This window comes from Paludibacterium purpuratum (assembly GCF_004363805.1).
Classification (GTDB): Bacteria; Pseudomonadota; Gammaproteobacteria; order Burkholderiales; family Chromobacteriaceae; genus Paludibacterium; species Paludibacterium purpuratum.
Map to the genome: position 1 here is coordinate 190,376 of NZ_SNZP01000007.1, position 14,443 is coordinate 204,818.

Below are 14,443 nucleotides of genomic sequence, written 5' to 3' on the forward strand. Positions count from 1 at the left end.
AGCGGCCTTTTCATTTGCCAAGCCTTTGATTACTATTGCGCTTCGATTCTTTAGCTATATGGGATAGCGATGTCGGAACAAGAGTTCACCAATATCAGCATGGGGGTCTGCCTGACCATCCTGATGGCTTTCATGGGCTTCATTATCTGGGATTTGGGCAAGAAGTCCGGCGCCGGCCGTTTCGGCACGGCGATGTTGTTCCTGGTGCTGGGGGTCGGGGTGTTCGGCTTCCTGATCAAGGATGTGATGATCGAGGTGCTGGCGCGCTAGCCGCAATGCCGGTTAGCAGTTGGTGCGTTGCTTCGCGAACGCACCCTACATGAATTCTAGTTGGCTGCCGCTGGCGATATCTTGTTGACCGGGCAGCCAATATCTACCCCATCCGCTGCAATGACAGGCCGAGATTCGCTTCGCGGCCAGTTGCCTGAAGTATTTCCTCGTGCGCCATAGTTCGACAGGGCCGGCGCTCCGCAAGTGAAAGCCCCCCAGTACTGCCTGCACCGTCGCGATGCCGGTGATTTCGCGCGCTTGTTCTGTCAGGTTGCAGATGCCGGAATGGGCGCAGCCGCTGATGACCACCAGGCCCTCGTCACCTTGCCAAACCAGCCCCGAGTCGTCTTCGATGCCATCGGGCCGCAGGCCGTCCGTGGCGTATTTCCAGCCGAGACGCCGGCCGCCGGCGAATGCCGGCCGGCGTGGTACCTGGCCGATAAAATGCCAGCGACCGCCAGGCAGGGCCTCGGGCGTATGCGACAGCCGGACGTCGAAGCTGGCCTGCAACGTTGCGAGCGAGAGCGGTGCGCCGAGTTCGCGTAACGGACGGATCCATCTTCCCAAACGCAGAAGTACGCCTCGGCGGACGAAGGCATCGGGGTGGGCGACGAGCCGCGGGCGCAAGCCGCGCGCCGCATACCAGTCGGCTAATGCCGGCAGGCCGCCGCTGTGGTCATAGTGCCCGTGCGACAGCACGATGGTGTCGACGGCGGCCAGGTCGATGCCCAAGCGCTCGGCATGGTCGATCAGGCGCCCGTCCGGCCCCGTGTCGAACAGTATCCGCTGCCGGCCATCGTCCAGATGCAGCGCCAGGCCGCGGCCCGCGGCCAGATCGGCCCGCAGCGAACGGTTTTCCACCAGCACCGTGACCGTGAGCGTCATGATTTGCTCAGCATGATCTTCAGAATTTGCTGGTCGGTTTGCACCATGCCTTGATTCACCAGCGAGGCCAAATTGCGGATCGTTTGATCGACGTCGTCCGAGACGATGCCGTCGCTGCCGCCGACGCGAATGCCGTCGAGCGCCAATAGCACCGACTTGACCGCCGCGGCCACCGAGGACGATACCTTCATGGCGCAGCCGTTGTTGGCGCCGTCGCAGATCATCCCCGCGACGTCGCCGATCATATTGCAGATGGCGCGCGCCACCGCCGGATAATCGCCGCCCAATAGCCACGCCATGCCGGCTGCCGAGCCCATGGCCGCCGTGGTCACCGCGCACAGCGCGGATAGTTTGTGCTGATAGCTCTTGATGTAGATGGCCATCAGGTTGGCCAGCATCAGCGCGCGGATTCGTCGTTCTTCGTCGACCTCCAGGTGGTCCGCGACCACCACCACCGGCATCGAGGCGGCGATGCCCTGGTTGCCGGAGCCGGAGTTGCTCATCGCCGGCGCCATGGCGCCGCCCATGCGCGCATCCGAGGCGGCGGTGGTGCGTTTGAGCACGCGAGTCAGTAGGTCGTCGGCCAATAGGCCGCGATCGATGTTCCGTTGCAGGGAGGCGCCGATCGCCAAACCGTACTCGCCTTTCAGCCCTTCGTCGGACAGCGCGGTATTCAGTTCGCCGGCCTGGGCAATGAAACGGATGTCGTCGAGCGGTGCTTGGGTGGCGAAGTCGTATACCGCACGCGCCGAGGCGCCTGCCAGCGAATAGCTGCTATCGGCCGTGTTGGCCGGCGAGGGCGGCAATTGAAACAGCAGGGTGCCGTCCTGTTCGATCTCCACCACCCGGGTATGGGCATCGGCAATCGCCACCCGAACCCAGTGGCCGTCGGCTTCCAGCCGCGCTTCCGAATACAGGACGTTATCGACCGGCGCCACGCCGACGCTGACTTGGCCCGCATCCAACATGGCGCGTGCCTCGGCGACGTCCTGCGGCTGCAAATGTTTGAGCACCTCGAGTCCCGCGTCCGGATCGCCGGCCAGCGCCCCGACCGCCGCCGCGATCGGCATGCCGACCATGCCGGTGCCGGGCACGGTGACGCCCATGCCGTTTTTCATCAGGTTGGGCGACACGGCGGCGACGATGCGTTCCGGCCGGACGCCCAGCCTCTGCCGGGCGATGGCGGCGGCCAAGGCAAGCGAGATCGGTTCGGTGCAACCGAGGGCCGGTACGACTTCCTTGCGCACGGCCTTGATGAATTCTTGCCAGAGAGGGGTTTCTGCGTCCATGGTTATATCGTGCATAATGCTAGTGGCTATGGGCTTGTCATGCTATAGAAGTTTTTGTTTGATTCAAAGACGTTATGGTTATGAGAAACGCCACACGTCGCTTATTTGGATGATTGTGCCTGTTTGGGCGAACAAGGATGTGGCATGTATCGTAAATGGTTGTCTTTAATCGCTTTTTCTTTGGCGGCTCTGCCGGCTTTGGCCGCGGACTATACCCCGTCTTATACCGTGCTGCGTTCGGTGGCGATCTATGACGTCAAGCCGGGCGGCGGCTACGTCGAAGATGTGACCGAAGATCTCCGCGTCAATACTCAGGCCGGCGTCGACGATCTGAGCCAGTATCCGATTCAATTCAGCACCTCGCAGCAATCGGTCGAAGTGTTGTCGGCCTATACGGTGAGCGCGGCCGGCAAAAAAATTCCGGTGGGCAAGGCGGGTATTTTGCAGCAGCAGAGCAGCGAAAGCGCCAATGCGCCGATGTTCGACGACTCCAAGGTCATGAATGTGATCTTCCCGGCGCTGTCGGCAGGTGCCAAGGTGCATGTCCATTTCCGGCGAGTCGTGCGCGAGCCGTTGTTTCCCGGGGTCTTCGCGTTGCAGGAATATTATTCCCGTAACGAGGATCGCGAGTCGTCCGACCTGGTGGTTCACCTGCCGCGCAGCATGACTTTGCAAGTCGAGGCCATCGACGTGCAGGGCGGGGAGGTCACGCCGATCAGGCCAGGCTATCGCAGTTGGCATTGGCAGGCGGGGCGCAATGCGGCCCAGGCGCCGGAGAGCGATGCCATCAGCGAGGCCGATTATAGTCCGCGCATCGCACTGTCCACCCTGTCCGGGTATGACGAACTGGCGCGCGCCTATGCCGCGCGGGCGACCTCCAAGGCGATCGTCACGCCGTATCTGCGTCAACTGGCTGACGGAATCACACAGGGTCTGACCGAGCCGCGCGCGCAGGCCGAAGCGCTGTATCGCTGGGTCAGCAACAATATCCGCTATGTGGCCATTTACTTCGGCGTGGGCGGCGTGGTGCCGCACGATGCCGAGGCGGTGGCGCGCGCGTTGTACGGCGATTGCAAAGACCATGTCACGCTCTATCAGGCGTTGTTGGCGGCCAAGGGCATCAAGAGCAGCCCGGTGCTGATCAATGCCGATCAGGGCTGGTGGTTGTCGCGCGTCGCCGTGCCGACCGGCACGTTCAACCACGCCATCAATTATCTGCCGCAATGGAATTTGTTCGTGGATACCACGGCCCAACTGGCCCCGTTCGGTATCTTGCCGGACACCGAAGCCGGCAAGACCGCGCTGGTGGTGGACGATGGCAGCGGCAAATCGAGCCTGGTCAAGTTGCCGATCTCATCGCCGCAGCAGGATAGGGTGAGGATCGACAGCAACCTGTCGCTGCAGCCGGATGGCAGTCTCAAGGGAAGTAGCGTCATTAGCCTGGCCGGCGTCTACGATGTCATGGCACGCTCGGCGTTGTCGAGCATTCCGCCCGGCGGGGAGAGCGAAGCGGCCGGCAAGTTGTTGGCCAGTCGCGGCTTGCAAGGCAGCGGGACGCTGATCCTTGGCAATATGTACGACTTGAGCAAGCCATTCGGCTATCGTGCCGACCTCAGCTTGCCCGACTATGTCGATTTGGCCGGACCGACCGCGGTGGTTTTGCCCACTGGCGGCGACAGCGTGGTCGGGCTCGCCGCTTTCGTCAGTTGGGGTGGGGTGCAGCCCGGGCGACGCACGCCGATCATGCTCGACAATGGCTACTACGAGGAAACCGCGACCTTGCAGTTGCCGGCCGGCATCGATGTGTTGGCGTTGCCACGCGCCGTGCGCACCGACTCCCCATTGGGGTCTTATGTCTCGGATTATCGGCGTGTCGGCCACGCGGTGCAGGTGCGGCGCGTGCTGGTGCTCAAGGATAACGCGCCGGTGCTGACGCCAGAACGCTATCCCTTGCTACATCAGTTGGTTCATGCCGTGGCGCGCGACTTGCGTGCTCAGATTTTGCTGCAGCCCGCCAATTGAACAGGCGTTCAGCCGATCAAGCCCAGCGACTTTAAGTGCTGGGCGATGTCCTCGTCGCCCAGCGCGCGTTCGAAAGTCAATCGGCGGCGCTGACCATTTCGACACAGATCCACGCCGTAGCAGTCAATTCCCAGTACGCCGCTGTCCGGTTTCAATTGCGCCAAAAGCGCTTCTTCCGCGTCGGGCGACAAGGCGGCCAATTCGAGCCAGTCTTGCGCTTCGATCCATCCCATTTGGCCGAAACCCGCTATCCAACGCAAACGGCGCGGCTGCAAACGGTAAAAGCCGAAGTCGCCCAGTGCTTGGTAACGTGCAGCGCCGGGCAGGTAGCGCTGATAGCGCGCGACGAGCGCCGGTGTCGTTTCAATCCGCACGGCATCGCCCAGCACCGTCAGGCGGGGGCTGGCTTCCGGCTCCGCCTGGTCGCACGACTGGATCAGCAGGCTGGCACGCAAGTCGGCACGCAGATTGCGCGTATGTTCGGCCAAGGCACTGATCAGGAAAACCGGGCAATGCGTCGAGTCGGGTACGAACGGCAAGGCGCTCGCGAACGGGTAGCCGGGAAGCGTCAGCGACTGGGTGGCCAGGGCGGCTGCAGACTGCACGTGTAATAGATCGAGCACGGACTCAGGCTGAATTTTCATGGGTTTGTCAGATTTCTTCAATATTTCATCAGGTTATTCTGAAATTTTGTCGGCATAATTGAACTATTATGCTGAAAAAAGCAATCGGAATCTGATCGTCCGCACGGAAAGATCAAAGGAAAGAAGAGACGAATATGCTGATTAATACGGCAATCTGCGATGATCACCCTTTGGTTTCGCTGGCGTTGCGCACAGTGTTGCGCGGCGATCCAGAGTTCAATATTGTCGGCGAGCCGGCCTCCGGTCCAGAACTGATCAAACTATTGCGCGAGCAGCGTTGCGATCTGGTGATCCTCGATTACTCGATGCCCGGCGAACTCGATGGTATCGGATTGATTCAGTACTTGTCACGCGTGTTTCCCACGACACGGTTGCTGGTATTTTCCGGCACGGCCTCCGCCGCCTTGGCCAGTCGCTGCATCGAAGCGGGCGCCAGCGGTTTCATGCGCAAAACGCAAAGCGGCGGTCCGCTACGCGAGGCGGTGCGCAGCGTCGCGCATGGCACGATCTACATCGACCCCGCACTGCAGAACGACCTCAAGTGCGCCGCCGGTTTCGAACAAGCGTTTCTCAGCCTGTCGCCGCGCGAGATGGTGGTCGTGCGTTTACTGCTCGCGGGCCAAAGCGTCAGCGAGATCTCCACCCGCCTTAACCGTAGCATCAAAACGATCAGTACGCAGAAGCAGACCGCCTACCGTAAGTTGAACATTCAGAGCGACGCCGAGCTGTTTCGCCTGGCCGGCGAGCTAGGTGTCAGCGATGTTCCCGTGCTGTCGGATCCGCCACCGCCATGATCGAACCGGAAGACTTCGATCCCGGTTCGTTGGCCCGCGCTGCCAGGCTATTGCGCCGCGGCGGCGCCATCATCTTGTTGCTCGCCATGCTGGCGGTGGTTCTGGCGATCTACTCTCGCTACCAGGCGAGCATTCAATTGCTGCATGGGCAGGCTTTCGACCGGCTGATACCGGTGCAGGAGGCCCTCGATTACGAAGGCGCTTTGCTCGATACCTATTTGCGCAGCATTGCCAGTGGCAGCCTCGGCGGTTCGAAACTGGCGCCGACGGCACGCTACCCGGTGGGCAACGGATTCGAGGCGATCGATCTGGTGCGGCCGGCCGGGCGTAAGCAAGATCCGGCGCTGGCGGTGTTGTGGCGCAAGCGCGGCACCGCTGTCGATCTGTCCCACATCGGCAACGTCATGTACCAGCCTTTCAGTAAAGTGAATGTGCTGCCTTGGCAGGGCTCGTTGACCTTGGTCGACCGCGGCGGCAATTATGCCGCCACCTATCCGGCCGTTACTGGGCATCGGTTCTTGCCGGATATGCTTGCCTGGGTTCGTCAGTTGCCTCCCGCGCCGCCCGGCAAGACGCAGTGGACGGTGTTTCGCATCAAGGATCAACAAGTCTGCGACTGCCTCGTGGCGTACCGCGATTTGTCGTCGGTCGGCCGGAATGAGGTGCTGATCCAGACCGTGCCGCTTGCGCATATCGACAATCTGTTCGCAGGCTCCGGTTGGTTTGCGCTGCAAACCGGCGAACGCGTCGTTTATGCCTCTGAAGGCGCCGAGCCGCTGCGTTGGTCTGGGCTGACGCGCACGCGCCAGCCTGGCTTGACCGAGGTCATGCATCGCGATGGCAAGCTGCTGCTCAAGCAACGACTGGTGCAATTGCCTTGGGATCTGCTGTATTCGCCGTCCCGAGTCGACGAACCGGGCGTCGAGTGGCGCGTGCTGGTGCCGCATGCCTTCGTCGGCTTGGTCACGCTGTTGGGGTTGTTGTGGTTCTATTTCACCTTGCGGCGCCTGATGTTGCGCCCGACCGAAGAGGCGTTGTCGGCCATGCAGAGCTATCAGCAAGCGCTGCGAGCCAGCAACCGCTCGCTGCAAGAGGCCAAGGAGCAGGCCGAGCAGGCGAGCCAGGCCCGTTCGCTGTTCCTGGCGGTCATGAGTCACGAAATCCGCACGCCACTCAACGGGGTGATGGCGATGTTGGAGCTGTTGGAGAGCGAACCGCTTACGCCGTCGCAACGCGAGTCCCTGGCTTTGATCAAGACCTCCAGCAGTGTTCTGTTGCATGTCATCAGCGATGTGTTGGTCTTTACCCGGCTACAGTCCGGCAAAGTCGAATTTACGCTGGAGCCGGTGTCGATCCGCCAATTGGCGGCCGATCTGCTCGATACTCAGCGTGCGGCGATCAAAGTGTCGGGCAAGCCGGTCGTTTGCCAATTGCACGGCCCGGCCGAGCCCGAACTGAGTCTGATGCTCGATCCTTTCCGGGTGCAGCAGATCCTTGGAAACCTATTGGCCAACGCGGTTAAATTCACCGACAGCGGAACGATCATGGTACGGCTTGGCTACGACCGCGGCTGGCTGCAGTTCGATGTCGAAGATAGCGGTATCGGCATGAGCGAAGCGCAAATGGCGCACTTGTTCCAGCCGTTCTCCCAGGCGGATGCCTCCACCGTGCGTCAGTATGGCGGCAGCGGTTTGGGGCTGGCGATCATCAAACAGTTGCTGGATCAGGCAGGTGGTACGGTGACGGTCGATAGCCAGCCGGGTGTGGGGAGTCGTTTTCGCGTGCGCTTGCCATGCGAGCGTGCGACGGCGGTCGGCGTGCTGGTCGACAAGCATGTCGCCATGTTGGCGGACGTCAAACCTGTGCGGCGCGCGGGCGAGGTGTGGGTGGTCGAGGATCATCCGATCAATCAAACGACCTTACGCGCGCAGTTGCGCAGCCTTGGGGTCGACGCCCGCTTCGCCGAATCCGGTGCGCAAGCGCTGGCGCAGTTGCGGGAGGCCGGCCAGGCGGCGCTGATCCTGACCGACATCTCCATGCCGGAGATGGATGGCTTCGAGTTGGCCCGGCGCATCAGGGCGGAGTCGATGTTCGGCGATGTGCCGATCGTCGCGCTGTCCGCCCATGCCTTCCCCTCGGATTTCGAAGCCGGTCGTCAGGCCGGCATGGCGGATTATCTGACCAAGCCCATCAGTCTGGATACCTTGCGCAGCATGCTCGCGCGTTTCGGCGTCGCCATGCGGCTCGATGCGGCGACGAGCTCGGCGGAGATCAAGCCCGAGCCGGATAGTCTGCGGCCGAATGTCGAATCGCTGCTCGATATGTTCGGGGGTAGCTTGGCGGAGACGCGCGCGATGATCGAGCGCTATCTGACCTGCGACGCCGAGGATCTGGCGCGCTTGCGGACTGCCTGGCAGGAAGAGAACCGGGGTGCGTTGGTGCGTATCGCCCACCGTATGGGGAGTGCGGCGCTGTACGTCAATGCGGACTATGCCGATCTGCTGTACGCCTTGGAAGAACTGGCCGAGGCCGACGACAAGGAGGCTTTGCCCAGGCAGATGGACGTGGTGCTCAATGCCTCGGGGATCTTGGCGGATCGTTGCCGAGTTTGGCTCGCGCAAGCGGCGCCGTAGCGCCGCCGGCTCGGCGACTAGCTGGCCTTGCGCTTCAGAGCGCGCAGCATCAGCGCGGTCAGGATGCAGCCCAATGCGACATTGGCGGCGAACATCAGCGGTTGGGACACGAGTTGCTTGAACGGTAGGGTGAAAACCTCGCCGTGCGGTACGCACTGCGCGCTGGCCATTGCCATGGTCAGCGCGCCGGTCAGCGCGGAGCCTGCCATCAGCGCCGGCATCACCCGCAGCGGATCGCGTGCGGCGAACGGGATGGCTCCTTCGGTCATAAAGGCCATGCCGAGGATGGCCGTCGCCTTGCCTGCATGACGCTCTTCCTCGCTGAAGCGATCGCCGAACCACCAAGTCGCCAGTGACACGCCCAACGGCGGTGTCATACCTGCCGCCATCGCCGCGGTAATCGGGCCGCAGACATTGGTGCCGATCAGCGTGGTGCCGAACGCATAGGCGGTCTTGTTCATCGGCCCTCCCAGGTCGAACGCTGTCATCAGGCCAATCAGCGAACCCAGCAACAGCGCGCTGGCGCTTTGCATACCCGTCAACCAATGGGCCGTCGTTTCCATGATGAAGGCGACGGGGGCGCCGATGACGTAGACCATGATCAGGCCGGTCGCCAAGGTGCCGAGAAACGGTAGCAGAACGATCGGTATCAGCCCTTGCAAATGGCGCGGAAGATGCAGCCGGCGCGCGAGCCATGCCGTGCCGTAGCCCGCGATAAAACCGGCCACGATGCCGCCCAGGAAGCTTGCCGCCATATTGGCGGCGATCATGCCCCCCACCATCCCCGGCGCGATGCCGGGCCGGCCGGCCAGCGAATAGGCGATATAGCCTGCCAGTACCGGCACCATCAGCACGAACGCTCCCTTGCCGCCTATTTGGATCAGTGACCAGCCCAGCGTGCCGCGATGGCTCGCTTCCCCCGCGGACAGCCCCTCAAGACAGAATGCCAAGGCGACTATCAGGCCGCCGGCCACCACGAAGGGCAACATGAAAGACACGCCAGTCAGTAAATGGTGATAAGGATCGGCAAGATCGGCCGAACCATTCCGGGTATTGTTCTCGGTGTCGAGCGGTTCGGCCAGACCGTTCGCCATATCGCGCACCTTGTCGCCGAGCAGCGCCATGGCCGAAACCAGTGCCCGTGAGGGGTCGGTCAGGATGGTTTCGGGGGCGAGACACAGGGTTGGGGGCGAGCCCGCCGGCAAGTCGAGTGCCGCGCCGACCACCAGGATGGCGTCGGCGTCGACAAGTTCGTTCACCGAGGGCGTGGCCGATTGAGCGATCAAAAGCTTTGCCTCGAAGTCGGGAGCAGCGCGGCGCAGCACATCGGCCACCAGTTCCGATATGACTGGCTGGGCCTGACAACGGATGACAACCAGAACATGAGCCATGGCAGACTCCTTGATGAAGTGATGAGAGTGGGCTGCCTAGGCCGGTAGCCTGGTCAGCCGTACCTCGCGCGCCAGATCGCGTACCGTCGACGTGGCCGGCGAGTGCGAGCCGACGATGCCGAGCATGCCGGTCGAGCAGGCCAGCGCCAGCCGCATCGCATCCTCGATATCGCGACGCTGATGCTGCGCCGCGAGCCAGCCGGCCAAAAGTGCGTCGCCATCGCCGATCATGCCGTGTGCCTGGGCGTGCCAAGCCTTGCCCTCTGCGACGAATAGCGCGCCTGAGCGGGCTAGCGAAACCACGATTTGCGCTACGCCGTTGCGGTGCCAGTGCAAGGCGGCGTGCAGCACGTCTCGAACCTCGGGCAATGCTTGGCCCACGGCCTGGGCAAGCTCCTGTCGATTGGGGTTGATGCAGAACGGCAAAGGCAGGCCGCCTATTGCCTGCATCAACGCCTGGCCGCCGCAAGCGAGCGCCACACGGGACTCGTGCAGTGCAAGTCTGGCGATCAGCCAAGCGTAGGTGTCGTCCGGCAGTCCAGGCGGTAGGCTGCCGGTCAGCACGACCAGCGAACCGGGTTGGCAGAGTCGGTCGATTTGCCACAGGCAGGCCGCATAGGCATCGGGCTGGATCGGTTGGCCCGGTTGGTTGACCTCGGTGGTGAGGCCGCTTGTGCGATCGACCAGCTTGACGGTGCTGCGACAACTGCCTTCCTGCAGCACGAAGCGATTGGAAATACCCTTGGCTGCGAATAGTGCGGCAAAGGGCGCGGCATTCTCCGTGCCGAGTACACCGGTGGCGATGACCGGAACTCCCCAGTCGGCCAGGCCTCTGGCGATGTTTACGCCCTGGCCTCCAGGATAGACCTGACCGTTGTCCGCCTCGTTCACCGCACCCGGGCGCAGTCTGTCGAGATACAAGGTCTGATCCAGCACGGGGTTGAGCATCACAGTAATGATCGGCTGCATCAGCCCGTCTCCTCGGTCAGCGAACGCACGGCGGCCAGCGTGTCGGCCGCCAGGGCCCGCTTGGCCCGCTCGACCAAAGTGTCGACGCTATCCGCCCGCAGTGCGGCGCGCACCGGCGGCAATTCGGCGGCGACCATCGAGAGCGAACGGATACCCAAACCGCAGAGTAATTGGGCGCCGCCCGGCTGGCCCGCCAGTGCGCCGCAAACCGAAAGGGGGCAATCGTGTGCTTGCGCTGCTTGCGCGATTCGGTCGATCAAGCGTAGTACGGCCGGATGGCGGGCGTCGGCATCCATGGCGAAGCGAGGGTGTTGCCGATCCATGGCAAGGGCGTATTGCGTCAGATCGTTGGTGCCGATCGACAGGAAGTCGGCGTGCTTGGCCAGGCTATCCGCCAGGAGCGCGGCGGCGGGCACTTCGATCATCGCGCCGATCGGTACCGGGGGCGCTTGTAAATCCAAACGGACGGCTTCGCAGATCTCGCGCAGCGCGAGCAGTTCCTCTACCGAGGTGATCATCGGGATCAAAATCGAAACCGGGCCATGGCTGGCGGCGCGGTAGAGTGCGCGCAAGTGCGGTTCGAGCAGATCCGGCCTGGCGAGCAACAGACGCACGCCGCGCATGCCAAGCGCGGGATTGTCTTCCTCGGGCAGCGACAACGTCGGCCAAGCCTTGTCGCCGCCGATGTCGAGCAGGCGGATGACCAATGAGTGCCCGACCGAGGCCTTGGCCATGGTGCGAAACGCCTGGCACTGAGCTTCTTCGTCGAGCCAGTCGTGCGCCCTCAGAAACAGGCTTTCGCTGCGCATCAAACCGACGCCGCATGCGCCTTGCTCCCGTGCCCGCTGCCACTGTTCGGGCGTATCCGCATTGGCAAACAGCGTGGCCGGCAAAACCTCGGCGCTGTCGCTGGCGGATGGTACCGACCGGGGGTGGTTGGTTCGCTCGGACGACGGGTGCAGCGTCAGTTCTCCGCGTGCGCCGTCGAGTATGGCCGGGGTGTCGTCCGGCACCGACAACAGTGTCGCTCCGGCCGCGACCATGCAGGGCAGGCCGAGCGCACGCGCCAGAATCGCCGTGTGCGCTTGTGGGCCGCTACCGGCCAGACACAGTCCGAGAACTTGGCCGGGGAGGAGTCGAGCCATCTCCGAGGGCGGTAGATCGTCGGCAATCACGATTCGATCCGCCGGCAGTGCCGCGATCCAATCCGTCTGCATCGATTCGCCCAGTGCGTCCAGCACGCGGCGGCCGATATCGCGTATATCCGCCGACCGGGCGCGCACCATCGGCCGTTCCGAGGCGTCCAGTTGCCGAGCGCGATTTTCGATCGTCTGCTGCCACGACCAGGCGGCGCCATGCCCTTGCGCCAGCAACTGGCAGCATTCGGCGATCAGCGAACGATCGTCGAGCATGAGCCGTTGCGCTTGCAATATCCCCTGTGCGTTGTTGTCTGGGCGAGATGCGCTTTGTTCGATCTGCGCCGTCAGCGACCGCAGCGCTTCGCCGAGTGCGAGTTCCAGCCGGCAGCTTTCCGACTGCAGCGTACCCGGCCGGTCGGCGACATCGACCTGGTTGGCGCGCAATCGCCAAGTCGGCGCGCTGACTTGGCCGGGGCTGGCTGGCGCGCCGCTGACGATCCGATCTGGCGAAGTCCGGTCGTCGAGTGGTGGGATGGTCGGCATCGGCGCGGCGGTGCGGTTTTCCGGTTCGCATAGCGCCAGCATGGTGATGCGCATCGCTTGCAAGGCCGATTCGGCTTCGGGCCCGGCGGCGGAAACCACCAACGACTCTCCCTGCATGATGCCAAGTCGAAGCAATTCGAAAATCTGCCGGCCGTCGGCACTTTCGTTGCCGCGGCGCACCCTGATGGCCGCATCGAAGCGGTGCGCGGTCTTGGCCCATTCGCTTGCCGGGCGGGCATGCAGTCCCCCCGGGTAGGCGAGACGCCACTCGAAGCGGTGCGGCAAATCGTCCTGTGGCGACGGAGGCGAGTGCGCTGGCGCCTGTATTCCCAATAGTTCGTAGAATGCCTCATGCCGGTCGGTGGTGAACAGCGATAACAGCCGGGAAGGGGGCTGCAGAAGCCGGGTGAGCCGCTGCAGTAGCGAGAGGTGCGCATCGGTATCCGCAGCGATGCCGATCACCAAATGAACCGTGTCGTCGCCCCACTTCAACCCCTCCGGTATCTGCAAAATCACCACGCCGGTTTGACGGATGAGGTGCCGATGCGCTGGCATGCCGTGTGGAATGGCGATGCCATGACCGAGGCTGGTACTGGCCACCGCTTCGCGCTGCAGCAGGCTGGCGCCGTACTCCGGCGCCGTTAGCTTGCATGCCTCCATGAGGTCGGCCACTTGCAGGATGGCCGTCGATTTATCTGTCGGTTTTGCGTTGAGCTTGATGTGAAGCGGTAAGAGGGGGGCAGTCGTCATGGTGAGCGATTCCAAGGTCGAAGTGGGCGAAATTGGAATCGAATGTCGGCATGCGGGTCAATTTGACGCGGCTGTACTCAGGTGCGGTTCACTGTTTATGAATGCGGCATTGTGGGGTCGGAAGCAACGTGCATTGCCTACGGCGAATGCACGCTATCACGGGTGTGGCGTGCATTCGCGTGAGCCAGCGCCACTTCCTAGATCAATGGGCGGCCGGTTAGCGTTTCTAGTACTGCCAGCGGAGATTGCCGTGGATCGGCCATGTCGCGCGGTTGTAGGAAGAAGGTCTGTTCCAGCATGAACTGGCCGGCCATCACCGCGTGCGAAGTTTGGTCGGAGAAACAGATCCAGCCGGCGCCCGGCGCGAAACCGATCGATTCCTGCGGGCAGGATTGCTGATAGGCGATGTCGGCTTTCATCGCATCGTGCAGGGACAGCATGATGTGGTCGTAGCGGCTGCGGTACCGTTTGGTGATGCCCAGTGCGTGCAGCAGCGACGCCTGGCCGGGCCATTGCCGCGGCAGGCGGGGTAGGAAGCGTTGAGCCACCGATTCGAACGTTTCGCCAACGCGCCAGACGCGGGGTTCGCCGTGCGGATTGATGTTCATGAACACTCGCAGGATGCGCTCGCCGTGATTCGGACGCGAGGGAAAGGCATCGACGTGTAGCCGGCTGTCGTCCTTGCGCCATGAAGTGTGGCGCGTCTCGACCCGGTGCAGGCGCAGGCTGGTCGGTGCCGCGATCAGGTGTGCGCCGTATTGCGGAAATAAGCTATCGATCCAGTCGCGGGCCGAACGGGCGTATCGAGCCACCAGGCAGTGCAACGGCGCGTGCGCCGGGCTATCCGGGTCGACGCCGATCAGCGTGGGGCCATCCGGCGGCAGGCTGATGTTTTTGCGGCCCTTGCTGGCATGGATCGGATCCAGGAGCGCGCGCTCCTGGTCGTCGAGTTCGAAGGGCATGGCCGGAATATGCAGCACCTTGCCGGATTCCAGTGCGGACAATAGTGCCGCGTTATCCGGGTGCGTGCCGATGTCCGTGTCGATCCAAGTGGCGATGATCTGACTCTCTTGCTTCATGCGCGGGCATTCTCCATTGTGCACAGAACTGTGCG

11 protein-coding genes are annotated in these 14,443 nt (G+C 63.0%); 4 read left to right on the forward strand and 7 right to left on the reverse strand.

Annotation, left to right across the window (positions count from 1 at the left end):
• Nucleotides 1-69: 69 nt before the first annotated feature.
• Nucleotides 70-270, forward strand: coding sequence for a DUF2788 domain-containing protein (locus tag DFP86_RS10265; RefSeq protein WP_133680833.1), 201 nt, complete (start codon nt 70-72; stop codon nt 268-270).
• Between the two features lie 45 nt (nt 271-315).
• Here the strand turns inward: DFP86_RS10265 and DFP86_RS10270 are convergent, their stop codons facing one another.
• Nucleotides 316-1,155, reverse strand: coding sequence for an MBL fold metallo-hydrolase (locus tag DFP86_RS10270; RefSeq protein WP_133680835.1), 840 nt, complete (start codon nt 1,153-1,155; stop codon nt 316-318).
• Nucleotides 1,152-2,444, reverse strand: a complete 1,293-nt coding sequence (locus tag DFP86_RS10275) for an L-cysteine desulfidase family protein (RefSeq protein ID WP_208108301.1) — start codon at nt 2,442-2,444, stop codon at nt 1,152-1,154. Before DFP86_RS10275 ends, DFP86_RS10270 begins: the two co-directional genes overlap by 4 nt.
• Before the next feature lie 144 nt (nt 2,445-2,588).
• On the opposite strand from DFP86_RS10275, the gene DFP86_RS10280 reads away from it, so the two are divergent.
• Nucleotides 2,589-4,466, forward strand: a complete 1,878-nt coding sequence (locus DFP86_RS10280) for a DUF3857 domain-containing protein (protein WP_133680839.1) — start codon at nt 2,589-2,591, stop codon at nt 4,464-4,466.
• 8 nt (nt 4,467-4,474) lie between these two features.
• On the opposite strand, the gene DFP86_RS10285 is transcribed toward DFP86_RS10280, so the two are convergent.
• Nucleotides 4,475-5,110, reverse strand: a complete 636-nt coding sequence (locus tag DFP86_RS10285) for a HugZ family pyridoxamine 5'-phosphate oxidase (RefSeq protein WP_133680842.1) — start codon at nt 5,108-5,110, stop codon at nt 4,475-4,477.
• 134 nt (nt 5,111-5,244) lie between these two features.
• Here DFP86_RS10285 and DFP86_RS10290 point away from each other — a divergent pair, with 134 nt between their 5' ends.
• Both DFP86_RS10290 and DFP86_RS10295 read left to right on the forward strand, forming a co-directional pair.
• Complete coding sequence (locus tag DFP86_RS10290) at nt 5,245-5,904, forward strand: response regulator transcription factor (RefSeq protein WP_133680844.1); 660 nt, start codon at nt 5,245-5,247, stop codon at nt 5,902-5,904.
• A complete protein-coding gene (locus DFP86_RS10295; RefSeq protein ID WP_133680846.1) occupies nt 5,901-8,537 on the forward strand; it encodes an ATP-binding protein in 2,637 nt (878 codons plus the stop codon). Before DFP86_RS10290 ends, DFP86_RS10295 begins: the two co-directional genes overlap by 4 nt.
• A 17-nt stretch (nt 8,538-8,554) precedes the next feature.
• Here DFP86_RS10295 and DFP86_RS10300 read toward each other — a convergent pair whose 3' ends face one another.
• From DFP86_RS10300 to kdoO, 4 genes are all read right to left on the reverse strand, one after another.
• Nucleotides 8,555-9,928: a PTS fructose transporter subunit IIC gene (locus DFP86_RS10300; protein WP_133680848.1), complete on the reverse strand. Its 1,374-nt coding sequence runs from the start codon at nt 9,926-9,928 to the stop codon at nt 8,555-8,557.
• Nucleotides 9,929-9,964: 36 nt separating this feature from the next.
• Entirely contained in the window at nt 9,965-10,897 is a 933-nt protein-coding gene (locus DFP86_RS10305) for a 1-phosphofructokinase family hexose kinase (protein ID WP_133680850.1), read from the reverse strand.
• Nucleotides 10,897-13,329 carry a phosphoenolpyruvate--protein phosphotransferase gene (gene ptsP, locus DFP86_RS10310; RefSeq protein WP_133680851.1) on the reverse strand — a complete coding sequence of 811 codons (2,433 nt, stop codon included), beginning with the start codon at nt 13,327-13,329 and terminating at the stop codon, nt 10,897-10,899. The genes DFP86_RS10305 and ptsP overlap by 1 nt, the downstream gene beginning before the upstream one ends.
• A gap of 197 nt (nt 13,330-13,526) precedes the next feature.
• On the reverse strand, nt 13,527-14,408 hold the full coding sequence (gene kdoO, locus DFP86_RS10315; RefSeq protein ID WP_133680853.1) for a Kdo hydroxylase KdoO: 882 nt from the start codon (nt 14,406-14,408) through the stop codon (nt 13,527-13,529).
• Nucleotides 14,409-14,443 lie beyond the last annotated feature (35 nt).